This is a genomic window from Sphingomonas sp. 66-10 (assembly GCF_001897045.1).
In the GTDB taxonomy this organism is placed as follows: domain Bacteria; phylum Pseudomonadota; class Alphaproteobacteria; order Sphingomonadales; family Sphingomonadaceae; genus Sphingomonas; species Sphingomonas lycopersici.
Genome location: NZ_MKRR01000005.1, coordinates 526 through 13655, shown reverse-complemented (window position 1 = coordinate 13655; position 13130 = coordinate 526). Strand labels below are relative to the sequence as shown.

General features: G+C 64.0%; 13 protein-coding genes. 10 read left to right on the top strand and 3 right to left on the bottom strand.

What is annotated here, in order from left to right:
- On the bottom strand, positions 1 to 182 hold a 182-nt coding region (locus BGN95_RS01065), incomplete at its 3' end, for a helix-turn-helix transcriptional regulator (RefSeq protein ID WP_286771362.1).
- Between the two features lie 609 nt (positions 183 to 791).
- Here BGN95_RS01065 and BGN95_RS01060 point away from each other — a divergent pair.
- The 9 genes from BGN95_RS01060 (at position 792) to BGN95_RS01020 (ending at position 9563) form a co-directional block, all read left to right on the top strand.
- Positions 792 to 2555 carry a KAP family P-loop NTPase fold protein gene (locus BGN95_RS01060; RefSeq protein WP_286771361.1) on the top strand — a complete coding sequence of 588 codons (1764 nt, stop codon included), beginning with the start codon at positions 792 to 794 and terminating at the stop codon, positions 2553 to 2555.
- On the top strand, positions 2556 to 3338 hold the full coding sequence (locus tag BGN95_RS01055) for a Qat anti-phage system associated protein QatB (protein ID WP_286771360.1): 783 nt from the start codon (positions 2556 to 2558) through the stop codon (positions 3336 to 3338).
- Positions 3332 to 4594, top strand: coding sequence for a Qat anti-phage system QueC-like protein QatC (qatC, locus tag BGN95_RS01050; RefSeq protein ID WP_286771359.1), 1263 nt, complete (start codon positions 3332 to 3334; stop codon positions 4592 to 4594). Before BGN95_RS01055 ends, qatC begins: the two co-directional genes overlap by 7 nt.
- Positions 4585 to 5382 carry a Qat anti-phage system TatD family nuclease QatD gene (gene qatD, locus BGN95_RS01045; RefSeq protein ID WP_286771358.1) on the top strand — a complete coding sequence of 266 codons (798 nt, stop codon included), beginning with the start codon at positions 4585 to 4587 and terminating at the stop codon, positions 5380 to 5382. Before qatC ends, qatD begins: the two co-directional genes overlap by 10 nt.
- A 9-nt stretch (positions 5383 to 5391) precedes the next feature.
- Positions 5392 to 6648, top strand: a complete 1257-nt coding sequence (locus BGN95_RS01040) for a hypothetical protein (protein ID WP_286771357.1) — start codon at positions 5392 to 5394, stop codon at positions 6646 to 6648.
- Between the two features lie 380 nt (positions 6649 to 7028).
- Positions 7029 to 7952, top strand: a complete 924-nt coding sequence (locus tag BGN95_RS01035; protein WP_286771367.1) for a nucleotidyltransferase and HEPN domain-containing protein — start codon at positions 7029 to 7031, stop codon at positions 7950 to 7952.
- A 219-nt stretch (positions 7953 to 8171) separates the two neighbouring features.
- Entirely contained in the window at positions 8172 to 8666 is a 495-nt protein-coding gene (locus BGN95_RS01030; RefSeq protein ID WP_286771356.1) for a hypothetical protein, read from the top strand.
- Positions 8663 to 9295 (top strand): sigma-70 family RNA polymerase sigma factor, encoded by a 633-nt coding sequence (locus BGN95_RS01025; protein ID WP_286771355.1) that lies wholly within the window; start codon positions 8663 to 8665, stop codon positions 9293 to 9295. Before BGN95_RS01030 ends, BGN95_RS01025 begins: the two co-directional genes overlap by 4 nt.
- The gene (locus BGN95_RS01020) at positions 9237 to 9563 is read left to right on the top strand and encodes an RNA polymerase sigma factor (protein WP_286771354.1); all 327 of its coding nucleotides are present in this window, start codon (positions 9237 to 9239) and stop codon (positions 9561 to 9563) included. Before BGN95_RS01025 ends, BGN95_RS01020 begins: the two co-directional genes overlap by 59 nt.
- Here BGN95_RS01020 and BGN95_RS01015 read toward each other — a convergent pair.
- Positions 9534 to 9806, bottom strand: coding sequence for a conjugal transfer protein TraD (locus tag BGN95_RS01015; protein ID WP_286771353.1), 273 nt, complete (start codon positions 9804 to 9806; stop codon positions 9534 to 9536). The two genes, BGN95_RS01020 and BGN95_RS01015, sit on opposite strands and share 30 nt — an antisense overlap.
- A 1-nt stretch (position 9807) precedes the next feature.
- On the bottom strand, positions 9808 to 10134 hold the full coding sequence (gene traD, locus BGN95_RS01010; RefSeq protein WP_286771352.1) for a conjugal transfer protein TraD: 327 nt from the start codon (positions 10132 to 10134) through the stop codon (positions 9808 to 9810).
- Positions 10135 to 10308: 174 nt separating this feature from the next.
- Between traD and traA the strand changes: the two genes are divergently transcribed.
- Positions 10309 to 13130, top strand: a 2822-nt coding sequence (gene traA, locus BGN95_RS01005) for a Ti-type conjugative transfer relaxase TraA (protein ID WP_286771351.1), incomplete at its 3' end; no start/stop codon positions are given.

Sequence of the window (13130 nt, the reverse complement as noted above, 5' to 3'; positions counted from 1 at the left end):
TAGCTCACCGGATCAACGATCCAGCGATTGACGGCCGACTCGCGCCAGCCGACGCCGTGGATGCCAAGTTTGACCTGACGCGGGAATGTGCCTTCGTCGATTTTACGATAGACGGTGGTGCGCGAGAGTCCGGTGCGATTGAGAACCGTCGCGAGCCGGATGATTCGATCGGGAAGGGTCATGGGGTTACCTTTCGTCGCTTACGTGCTCCCCCTGACCAACGAATTGGTGAAGACGGACTCCCGCGCAAGAGTGCCAAAACTGGTGCCAATCAAGTACTTGCGTCCAGCAGCGTTTCATTGCGTCGCCTCGCGTTCTGTCGCGTGATTCCACGCAACAAGAAAATTTTTCCCGAACCGTCCCGTACCATCGGGCACCGTTTGGAGCGGCGGGCAGAAGGCGCCCAGTTCTGGTCACCTCGACGGGCTTCGGGCGATCCTGAAAGCCGACCTCTGCCCTCGAAGCGCGCCATCGCCCGATGGAGACGGAGGTGCCGTTACCAAAGGACACGGTAAACGTCCGATTGCGACAGGAACTGACATTCGGGCGCTCGAGACACGCCCCGCCTAAATGAGCAAGGTGGGGCCTGCGGATTGACGGCTGTTGGCTCTCTGGGCGTCCAAAGCGGACTTTGATAAATGAGCGCGGACGGCGCTGCTCTCGGCATCGATATTCGGTAACAGCGACGCTCGACGGATCATATCCAGTATGATCCGAATTTCTTTTCGCAGCTAAGCGCGAATCGACTACATTCATAGTTTGCCCAACTTAGGCCGGGGGAGCGGCACGACATGTGGAGCGATCGCGAGAGCGCTGAAGATTTCTTAAACTTTACCGAGTTGGCGGACCAAATCGGCGCGCTCGCGACGACCAGAGAAATGCTGCCTCTGTCGATTGGCGTGTTCGGTACCTGGGGCACTGGTAAGTCGACTGTGCTGCGGCTCGTCAGGGGGAAACTGGAAGACCGCGAATCGCCCCCCCTCTTCATCGACTTCGACGCGTGGCTCTACCAGGGCTTCGACGATTCCAAGGCCGCGCTGATGGAAGTGGTGGCCGACACCCTGCTGAAAGTCGCTAAAGACGACGAGAAACTGGTCGCGAAGATCAAGCGGTTCGCGTCGCGCGTGAACTACTTCCGTGCCATCGGAATGGCCGCCGACTTCGGAATCGGGATGGCGTTCGGGGTGCCTCCCGGGCTGCTGACGAAGGCCGGGTCGGCCATCTCCTCGCTCGTCGCCGGCGGCGGCGGGGGCGACGAGGCCAGGGATTTGAAGGACGCGGCGAAGGACGCGCAAGAGGGCTGGTCCAAGCTGATCAAGCCCGAGGAGGCGAAGACGCCGCCGAAGGAGATAGCCGCGTTTCGCAAGGAGTTCGGCGAGATTCTCGACGAGCTCGGCCGCCCGCTGATCGTGTTCGTCGACAATCTCGACCGCTGCTTGCCGGACGTCGCGATCGGTACGCTCGAGGCCATCCGCCTTTTCCTCTTCCTGCCAGGCACCGCATTCGTGGTCGCCGCGGACGAGGACATGATCCGCCACTCGGTGGCGCGGCACTTCAGCGATCCCAACGCGAAGCACGTGCATGACTATCTAGACAAGGTCATCCAGGTGCCGTTCCGAGTGCCGCGCGTCGGCGTCGACGACGTGCGGGCATACATGTATTCCCTCTTCACCCAGCAACTCGCGCCTGCCAAGCTCGGCGATGTCCAAGCCGTGTTGCTCGAGGCGCTGCAGAACGCGTGGGACGGTGCCACCTTCACCGCCGACCAGATCGACGGCGTGGCGGGTCGCCCCCCCGGCTTGCTGGAGATGCTGGGGACCGCCGACGGGCTCGCGCCGACGCTCACGACCGCCGAGAAGATCGACGGCAACCCTCGCATCATCAAGCGCCTGCTCAACGCCGTGATGCTGCGCAGGTCGCTTGCCGCGACGAGGAAGATGAAGATCGACCTCGGCGTTCTAGCGAAGCTAGCGATCTTCGAGCGTGGGACGGACGCCGACGCGACTCAGGCTCTCTACACAATGGTCATGGCCGGCGAGGAGGGCGCCGACCTGCAGCTCAAGGCGACCGAGGACCTGGGCGACGGCGTCAAGCGTCCGCAGATCCCCCCCGCATGGAAAGCGCACGAGGCGTTCATCGAGGAATGGCGGCGGCTGGAGCCCCGCTTCGACGATGCCAAGGCGTTGCAGCCGGCGCTCTTCCTCAGCCGCGACGTGATGGCCTCGCCGGCGAGCGCGAGGGCAAGCGACAGCGTCGGAGCGGCCGTGAAGGCGCTGCTCGGCGTGACTAGTATCAACTCGCCCGCCGCCACCGACGTGATCGACCGACTCAACGTCGACGAGCGCGTCGCCGCGATGGCAGGGATGGTGGCGAGCCTGCGCGAGGGCGACTGGACCGGCAAGCTGCCAGGCATCCAGGGGGCGATCCTGCTCGGCGAGAAGTCGGAGGGTGGCAAGCGCCAGCTGCGGGCGCTGGTCGACGACATCCCGCAGGACACGATGAATTCGGGAGTCAAGTTCGCCCTGCGGGGCAAGGGGTATCTGGGGGGGAAGTAGATGGGCACATCGCAGTCGAAGCCGTCGACCCCTGGCGGGTCGCCGCTGGTCGCGCCTTGGGCGGACCAGGATCCACCTGCGCCGGATCAGCCTCAGCCCGCGCCGGCCGTCACCGACGTGCTGCCCGCCGCGCCCCTGTCGGGGGTTAGGCGCGCGCTCAGGGAATACATGGGCACAGGCGACAGAGCGGCGGGCCGCCGCGCGCTCGGCCGGTATGCCCGGGCCATGGGCGGCACGCGAGCTTCGGCGCGGCACGCCCGGGCCGCGCGGACCGGCGGCGCCGCCCTGTCTTCGCTGGCGTCGGTCGCTCAGGCGAACGGTGCGGCCGTCGTCGTTGCCGGATTCGACCTCGGGACTCTCGCCGGCCGGCCACTCGAGGAGGCGATCACGACGATCGTTGATCAGTTCTGCCCACCGGGCATCCTCGACGAGGACGTGGTCCGCTCGGCGATGGCCGAGGCGCTGTTCGAGGCGCTCGGCGACCAGCCCGTGTTCGACCTGAATGCCGTGACCGACCACGTGGTCGTGGTCGCGACGGTCTGCTTCGTCGCCGAACTGGTGTTCGCTGCGGTTGCCGCCGAACAGGGCAAATCGGCGGAGAATGTGTCGCCCGCTACCGCCGTCCAGCGCGAGAACGCGCTCCGGGACTTGGTCCGCGCGGCTGCGGACGAGATCGCCACGCCGATCGTCCAGCGGACCGGCGGCTCGCTCGACCCGGCGGGTCTCGACGGGATCATCGCCGAGATAACGGGCGCCGTTTATGGGGAGATGGCGAGATGGTAGACCTGACCGTCCGGGCGACACCCGTGACCGCCGACGCGGTCGCTGCCCACCGACGGCCCAACACGATCGGCGTCCGCCTCTTCGCCAGCGGGTCAACCGAGTTGCCTGGCCTGGGCGCGACCCTGGCCGACCGTGTGCGCAAGCAGCTTCCCGATGCGCCGAGCGTGGCTGCTTGGGACTTCATGTCCATAGCGATGTCGGTCTTTGCGGCCGACCGGTTCGTTGCGCGGTCGGGATCGCCGAACGGCTGGACGCGCGTCATCGGCCTCGACGTCGCACTGGTCGATCCGGTGCCGTGGACCGCCCGGGCGTCCGAATTGGCGGAGGCACTGCGGTTCCTGACGGGCGACGTGTGGCACCTCACCTTCCGCACGGGCGGGTTCGCCTGCCCCCAAGTCCAGCGCCGTCTCCACGACCGCGACGCCATCTGCCTCTTCTCAGGCGGACTCGACAGCTTCCTGGGCGCGCTCGCGGCGATGAACGGTGGAGCCCGCCCGCTCCTCGTCAGCCAGGGGTCGACCAAGGAGATTGGGCCGCAGCAGCGACTCGCCGCCGCACTTGGACTCGACGCGCATCGCTTTGAGGGTCGGGTTGCCGAACGATGGCGCCAGCCATACGAGGGATCGACACGCGCCCGGTCCATCCTTTTCTTCGCCTACGGTGCGCTGGCGGCAACGAGTTGCGGCATCCGGGAGGTACTTGTTCCCGAGAACGCGCTCATCGCGATCAATCCGCCCTTCACGGACAGGCGGATGGGCTCGCTCAGCACCCGCACGACACACCCGCACTTCATGTCCCGGCTTAACGACATCTGGGCGGCGGCGGGGGTCCAGGCGGAACTGCGCAATCCGTTCTTCGCGACGACCAAGGGCGAGATGCTGGCCCAGGCCCGCCATCCGCGCCTGGTCGACCTCGCTGCCGAGACCTATTCCTGCGGCAAGGGCAAGCGCGCGAACGGACAGTGTGGCAGGTGCGTGCCGTGCCTTATAAGGCGCGCGTCCTTCCATGCAGCGGGGATGCAAGACGGGACGCTATACCTGAACGACCTGCGCGCGAGCTCGCGCAACGATGACGTGCTAGCGGCCAGGCATGCCGTGGCGGCCTATGACGGGGCTGATCCGCGCGACCTCAGCAGGTGGGTCGCCCGGGCAGGCCCGCTTCCAGCCGATGCCGCGACGCGTGCCCGTACCGTCGACGCCGTCGGCCGCGGATTGGCCGAGCTTGCCACCCTTTTCGGCACAGTGCGATGGCGCTGATCGACTTCCATTGCCATCTCGATCTCTACCCCGACCCTGCGGCGACTGCCCGGAAGGCGGCCGAGGATGGCGTATACATACTGTCGGTGACAACGACGCCGAGCGCGTTCGCCGGGACCTCGGCGCTCGCGCCGGAGGGAGGCAGGATCCGCACCGCGCTTGGCATGCACCCCGAACTGGCTGCCAGCCGTCGGCACGAGTTGCGCCTCTTCCATGACCTTCTGCCGACCGTCGAATATATCGGCGAGGTCGGGCTCGACGGCTCGCCCCCGCACCGCGACACACTAACGGCGCAGGCCGAGGTGCTGCATGAGATCCTTGACGCCTGCGCCGCGGCGGGGGGGCGGATCATCTCCCTGCACAGCCGGGGGGCTCCTGAGATGCTGCTCGACATGCTGGAGTTCGAACCGCTCGCCGGGACCTTCGTGCTCCACTGGTTCTCGGCGAAGCCAGTGATTATCGAGCGCGCTGCCAAACTTGGGTGCTGGTTCTCAGCGGGGCCGGGTATGATGGCGAGCAGGTCAGGGCGGGATGCCGTTGACGCCATGCCGCTCGACCGCCTCCTGCCCGAAACTGATGGTCCATTCGGAATGGCGCAGGGCGTTCCGCTTGCCCCCGGTGGTGGCGGCGCCACCTACCGCGATGTCGCCGCGCTCAAGATGATGTCCGCGAAGGAGGTGGAAAGACTGATGACTAGCAACTTCCGCAGGCTGGTCGCGGCCGGCCCGCGTGGTCCGGTGCGGGATCTGACGCCCGATGTGGTTCGTTCCGATAATCCGCGAGGTTGATTTACGATCATGCCCCGCACAGTCTTTTGGTCCTGGCAAAGTGACGCACCGCAACGCGAAACACGAGATGTGATCCATGACGCACTGAAGTCATCGATCGAAAGTCTAGCAGCCGAAATAGAAGAGGCCCAACGATTGGAGATGGACCAAGGTGCGAAAGGCGCGGTTGGTCTTAATTTGATTGCCGAGGTTATCCTCAACAAGATAGATTCATCATTTGCTTTCGTCGGGGATATCACTGCGGTTGGAACTATCGGAGAAGGCCTTGATCGAAAGTACCTACCTAATCCAAATGTAATGCTTGAGCTTGGTTACGCCCGAAAATCTCTGGGGCATAATCGCATTATACCAGTATTTAATCGTGCGATTGGCCCGATGCGATACGAGGATCTTCCTTTTGACCTGCGACACATGTCGGGCTCAATCAGCTTTCACCTTCCGGCCGGCGCCACTCGGGAAAAGCTTCGTGAGGAACGCTCCGGGCTGCAACGGCAGTTTACTGACCGGTTACGCGCGATGTTCGCGAGCGATGATTTGCTCCAGACGGAAGCAGAACTGGAATGGCATCCACATCTGCCGCACGATCCTAGCATCTGGGCAGAGGCATTCAATCCATTGCCAGTGGCCGTACCTTCTATGGGTCAGATCGATTTGATCGTGGCGCCATCCCCGCGCATATTCGTTCGCCTGCTGCCCGCAGCTCAGGGCGCGTCGCCGCGGGGTAATCATGGGCTGTTCCCGAACTCTGATCAGCCGCTGCTTCCAATCGGTTATTCGGGCGGCGGCCTTTCAGGCGGTCGCACCGGCGATGGGCATGCCATGTTCGAAAGCGTTGGTGGTGATCGCAAAACAAAGGCCATCTCGCGTTGGTATAAGGACAACGGAGAAATCTGGGCCATCAGCGCGTGGAGCTTTTACCAACAGGGCGAGTATCCTCACTTCGCATATGATGAAGCGAGTAAAGATCTCGTGAGATGGTTGCAGAATGTGGTCCGTGTATCGCGGGCTGCTGGTGCTACAGGCCCCTTCCAAATCATGATAGGCGCCGCTGGCTTACGAAACGTAATGTGGTGGCAATCTCGGCCAAGTCCGGGCGCGCTACCCTTTCGCGGCCTTAACGACTTTGTGATTCATCAGGAAGTTCTGAAGGACGACAGCCGAGACAGCTCTATCGACGCCGTCAGCGGGTTCATCGATGAAATGACTGATAATTTCGGGGTTCCGCCGCTCTTGCGCAGCCAGATCGACACGCTTTCCAAAGGTTAGCAGCAACGCTGCTTGCCAGTCGACACATTCTCCGTATCGAGTGAACGGTCGGATATGGTGCGCGTTGCGGTCCCGCGGCTCGAGAGCACGCGAATGACCGGCTCCGGCGCGAGAAGACATTCGTGCCCCGGCCATGCGACGGCTAGAATTAGGTCGGAGCCGCCGTCTCAGCTCATCGGTATCAACATCAGATTTCCTACCGCGATCTCCCGGAAACGGTGCGGCAATCGCCCACCCAATTCTTGCCGATTTCGTACATTCGGCCACCAATAGCGGCCGATTTTTGCGACGCCCCGTGCGTGCCTAAAGTCGGCGCGTCTCCCCAAAAATGTTGAGGCAAGCCTTGCCATTAGGCGCCGACTCGCTGAAGATTCCCGATGATGCGAACCGACCTTGATCATCTGCCGGCGAACAAGCAACGCGAGCTGGAGCGTATCGTCGAGGTCATCTTCGAAGAATTCCGCGCCGCGACCGAGAATGCGGCCGGGCGCCGCAAGGGTGCTCGTATCCTCAAGATCATCCTGTTCGGTTCGTATGCGCGCGGCGATTGGGTGGACGCGCCGCTATCGGCGAACCGTTATAAATCCGATTACGACATCCTCATCATCGTCAGCCAGAAGGAGCTGACCGATCGAGCCGCATATTGGGCAAAGGCTGAGGAGCGCCTGATCCGCGCCTATACGATCGAGAAGACCTTCGAAACGCCGGTCAATTTCATCGTCCATTCGCTGCATGAGGTGAACGACGGGCTCGCGCATGGCCGCGTGTTCTTCATCGAAATCAAAAAGGACGGCATCGCGCTTTACGAGGCTGACGATGGAGAATTGCACACCCCCAAGCCGAAGACGCCCGAGCAAGCTCTGGCCGCTGCGAAGGAGTATTTCGAGGACGGCATGGCCAGCGCCATGGCGCGACACAAGCTCGCCAAATACGCGATCACCGAAAAATTATTGAAGGATGCTGCGTTCGACCTGCACCAGACTGTTGAACGGCTATACGCCTGTCTCCTTCTCACCCTGACCTTCTACACGCCGTACAACCACAACATCGCGTTCCTGCGTTCGCTTGCCGAAGGCCTCGATCGCCGGCTTCACGGTATCTGGCCAGACGGCAATCGCCGCGAACGGGCGATGTTCCAGAAATTGAAGGAAGCCTACACCAAGGCGCGCTACTCGAAGCACTACAGGATCAGCGAGGAAGAGTTGGCTTGGCTGGGCGCGCGCGTCGAGGAATTGGGCCGCGTGGTGCATCAGGTCTGCACGGACAAGATCGCCGAACTCGAACAGGCCGCGCTCGGCAGATAGCCGCGCCGGGCCGCTAACTTGCTCGGACTCAATGATTCTGGCATAATCCCGCTCACGGGATGGAATGACTGGCGGCCATCCCGAGGATAACCCTGCCAGGCATCATGCAGGCTCGGCCATCACGGTCGGGCAGTTGCTGCAAGCCGCGTAGCGGCACGCAGCGGACACCGCTTGCACCATCGCGCGAGGTCGCGCGAGCCGCTGGTGTGCGAGCTGCAAATGACACGCTCAAAATCGAACGACGTTTACGCGCGCGAAGTCGTCATGGCGCGCGTCGGCCATCTCATCCGCCGAAAACAGCGCGAGGTCGAACGGATCACGCGCATCCTGCGTGCTTATTTCGATCCGGCGCACGTGCTGGCGCCCGAGCCGGGACAGATCACGCGCATCATCCTGATCGGCCCCTATGCGCGGCGGAGCTGGTACGAAGACGAGGCGACGATCAACTTCTCCGACTATGAATTCTGGATCATCGTCAATCACCCGCTGTTCAAGGAGGAATGCTGCTGGCGGCGCGCGGGCGATATCATCGACAGCGAACTCGGCGACCGCTGCGCGGTCGGCCTCGAATTCTACGCCGAGGCCGATATTCGCATCGCCAGAGCCGAGCGCGACACCTTCATCCTCGACCGGATCGAAGCGGGCATCACCCTCTATCGCGCTTCGCGCGATGCGCCGCTCAATGCCCGCGAACGTGGGGAGGTGCGGCCATGACGCCCGACCCCAAGATGCCACCGCCGCATGACGCCCACAGCTACGCCGGCGCGGCGGAGGTAACGCCAAACCCATCCGCCTCAGTCCGCGCAATTGAGGCGCTGTATCGAACCGAGCGGCGCACATTGCTGCGCTACCTGGGCCGCCGCGTCCGCGCCGATATCGCCCCGGATCTCGTGCAGGAAGTTTACGCCCGCGCGTTGTGCAGCCGGCAGGTGGATCACCTCGACAATCCGGCGGCGTTTATCAGGCGGATCACCCGCAATCTGTTGATCGACCGGGCGCGCCGCCGCGCCATCCACCCGGCGATCATGGTCGACTTCGACGATCAACATGACCTCGTCGAGCCTGCCGAGCAAACATGGGCGATCGAGGCGGCCGACTTGCTGCGCATCTACGAGCAGACGGTGGCGGCCTTGCCGGACAAGACACGGCGCGTGTTCCTGCTCCACCGTCAGGAGCAGCTCACCTACCAACAGATCGCCGAAGCCAGCGCGATCAGCATCCTCACCGTCAAATATCATATGACGCGCGCGCTGGCGGCGTGCCGGGCCGCGATTGCGGCCAATTGTGCGGGCGCGCCCACCCCACATCCCGCTCGAGCCGGCGCACGTCATGGGCGACATTGAGAACGAGCCGGGCGCGAACGGCGTCGCGGATCAGTCCACCACCACCGAGCAGCTTGCGCGATTGGAGGCCGCATTGAGGGCATTGCCGCACTTCACCCGCGAGGTGTTTCTGGCGCACCGGATCGACGATCTCAGCTATGCCGAGATCGCCGACCGGACCGGCGTTAACGTGAAGCGCATCGAGCGAGAAATAGCCCGCGCAATCGGCCAGATCGATTACGCGATGACGACGAAATCGTCACCGCGCCGGTGGTGGCGGCGATGGTGAGGCTTGCGTCGTCGTCTTGTCGGCCGATTCCGCCGTGAACGCGCGCTTGCCCTTGCGCTGCCATAACGTGAGCGCGTTGCTCCGTTCCTCGCCGCGCAGCTTGTCGGCGACCGTGAGGAAAGCGCCGTAGATCGTTGCGCGATCGTCGTCAGTCAGATCGACCAGCCCGGCCTTCACGACGAGGCCGCCCAGTTCGATCAGATGGCGCGTGCGCTCACGGCGCTTGACGGCCCAATCGCGCATGTCAGTTCGCGCCTTCGCCGCCTCGACGCGATGCCGCGCCGCCGTCGAGCGGTAGAGCGCCGTCCGCGCGGCGATCAGGTCGCTGCGCAGACTGGCGCGTCCGGCCAAGAAAGAACGCCGCGCCCGCGCTGCGCCAGCCCTCCTTTGTCGCGGTGTCTTTCACGGTAGCGATGTGCAGCAGCGCCCCGGCGAGCAGATCGGCATCGAGTGCATCGGCACCGGTCGCGGTCACCAGCTCACCGAGCTGGCGCACCCGGCGTTCCTTAAGCTGGCGCGCCTTGTCGGCAAGTGCCTTCAGCTCCGAGTCGAAATCGCGGGGTTTACGCATCGCAAAGTCCTTCATTGAGTGACAATGCGGTGATGATAAAAGAACGGGAGCAACGAAGCAGTAGAGTCGCCGGGACGCGCTGAACTTGCCTGGTCCCTTCAAGGAATTTTTCGAGAAGGGCGCGCTTATACGTCGTTCCGACGTGCGCTTTGTTGCAGTAAATGGACGATCGCTATGGCGATCTACCATTTCAGTGTTCAGGTCATCGGACGCAAGGCTGGCCGGTCTGCTGTGTCGGCGGCGGCCTATCGCGCCGGCTCGCGACTGCACGACGAGCGGCTCGATCGCGACCATGATTTCCGCGCTCGCGCCGGGGTCGAGCACAGCGAGATCATGCTGCCAGAGAACGCGCCCGAGGAATGGCGCGACCGCGAGCGGCTGTGGAACGACGTCGAGGCATTCGAAGTGCGCAAGGACGCGCAGCTCGCCCGCGAAGTCGAGTTCGCTATCCCGCGTGAGATGACCAGGGCGCAGGGCATCGGGCTTGCCCACGATTTCGTCCAGACGGAATTCGTCGATCGCGGCATGGTCGCCGATCTCAATGTGCATTGGGATATCGGCGTCGACGGCCAGCCCAGGCCCCATGCCCATGTCATGCTCACCATGCGCGAGGTGGTCGAGCGCGATGATGGCTCGTTCGGGTTCGGCGACAAGGTGCGCGAATGGAATGACCGCGAGAATGTCGAGCAATGGCGCGAGCGCTGGGCCGCTCACGTCAATGCCCGCCTCGCGGAACTCGATATCGATGCGCGGATCGATCACCGCAGCCTCGCCGATCAGGGCATCGACCTTGAACCGCAAAGCAAGATCGGCGGTCCAGCACACCGCATGGAGCAGCAAGGCCTCGAAGCCGACCGCGCCGATCTGCATCGTGACATCGCACGTGAGAACGGTGAGCGCATCATCGCCAATCCCCGCGTCGCGCTCGATGCTATCACCCATCAACAGGCAACCTTTACCAACCGCGACCTCGCGATGTTCGTCCACCGTCACAGCGACGGGCAGGAGCAGTTCAATGCCGCGGTCAGCGCGGTGCGCGCATCGCCCGACCTGATCGAGCTCGGCAACGACGGCAACGGTGATGAGCGCTTCACCAGCCGCGAAATGATCGAGGCCGAGCAGCGCCTGCAGCGCGCAGCGCGGTTGATGGCGGAGCGCGAACTGCATCGCCTCTCAGGAGGCGACCGTAATGCTGCGCTGGCCCGTGCAACGGAGCGCGGACTGGACCTATCGGGAGAACAGCGCGCGGCGTTCGATCATGTCACCGACAAGCAGGGCATGAGCGTCGTCGTCGGCTATGCCGGGACCGGCAAGAGCGCGATGCTTGGCGTCGCGCGCGAGGCATGGGAAACTGCCGGGCTCAATGTACGCGGCGTGGCGCTGTCCGGCATCGCCGCCGAAGCGTTGGAAAACGGCTCGGGCATCGCCTCGCGCACCATCGCCAGCATGGAACATGGCTGGAGCCAGGGCCGTGACTTGCTCACCGCTCGCGATGTGCTGGTGATCGATGAGGCTGGCATGGTCGGCACGCGGCAGATTGAGCGCGTATTGTCCCATGCCGCCGATGCTGGCGCGAAGGTCGTGCTGGTCGGCGATCCGCAGCAATTGCAGTCGATCGAGGCCGGCGCGGCGTTCCGCTCGATCCACGAGCGTCATGGCGGTGTCGAGATCACAGAAGTGCGCCGCCAGCGGATCGACTGGCAGCGCGATGCGACGCGGCATCTCGCCACCGGCAGGACAGGCGAGGCGATCCACGCCTATGGCGAGCGCAACATGGTCCATGCCGCGGAAACGCGCGACGATGCCCGACGCGATCTTGTCGATCGCTGGGATCGCGAACGGCAGGCGTCGCCCGATGCCACTCGAATCATCCTCACCCATACTAATGACGAGGTACGCGACCTCAATGACGCGGCGCGCGGCAGGATGCGCGCAGCCGGCGAGCTGGGCGACGACGTCCGCCTGATCGTCGAGCGCGGAAGCCGCGATTTCGCATCGGGCGACCGGGTGATGTTCCTGCGCAATGAGCGCTCGCTTGCCGTCAAGAACGGCACGCTCGCGACCATCGAGCAGGTGGACAAGGGCCATATGGCCGTGCGCACCGATGACGGGCGCGCGGTGTCGTTCGACACGAAGGATTATCGCGACCTCGATCACGGCTATGCCGCGACGATCCACAAGGCCCAGGGCATGACGGTCGATCGCAGTCATGTCCTCGCGACGCCGGGGATGGATCGGCACGGCGCCTATGTCGCGCTGTCGCGCCATCGCGACGGCGTCGACCTCCATTATGGCCGGGACGATTTTCGCGATCAGGCCAGGCTGATCAGCGCGCTGTCGCGTGATCGGGCCAAGGACATGGCGATCGATTATGCGAAGACCGATCCCGCGAGCGACTTTGCCGAGCGGCGGGGCATCACGTTCCGTGAACGCGTTGCCGAGGTGGTACGTAAGATTGTACCCGAGAAGGTACGCGGCATGTTCGACGGCCTCGATCTTGGTGGCGCGCGGCGGAACGAACGCATCCCACAACCGGAAGCAGTCAAGGCCGATCGGTCGCGGGGCATGTTTGCGGACTTCCGTCCCAACGCACCGTCCATCGAACCGGCGCAGGCCAGGCAGGCAGAGCGCGAGAATATCCGGCGCATCGCGGTTCAGCGTCATGCGCGTGCCGTCTCGGCGATCTGGAACATGCAGGACAAGGGCCTCGCCGTCCTGCCGCACCAGAATGTCGAACTAGACAAGGCGCGCGAGGCGATGAACGCCGTAGCCCAAGGCGCCGCAAAAGATCTGGAAGAAGCGTTCCGCTGCGATGGCTCGCTCGCTGGCGAAGCCGCCAAGGGCGATACCCGCCGCGCTATCCGCGCGATGCAGCTCGAAGCCGAGATTCGCGCGGATCCCGAGAAGCGAGCCGACCGTTTCGTAGAGGACTGGCGCAAGCTCGATCAACGGCGCCACACTGCTTATGCGCAGGGCGACTATGACGCCTATCACGC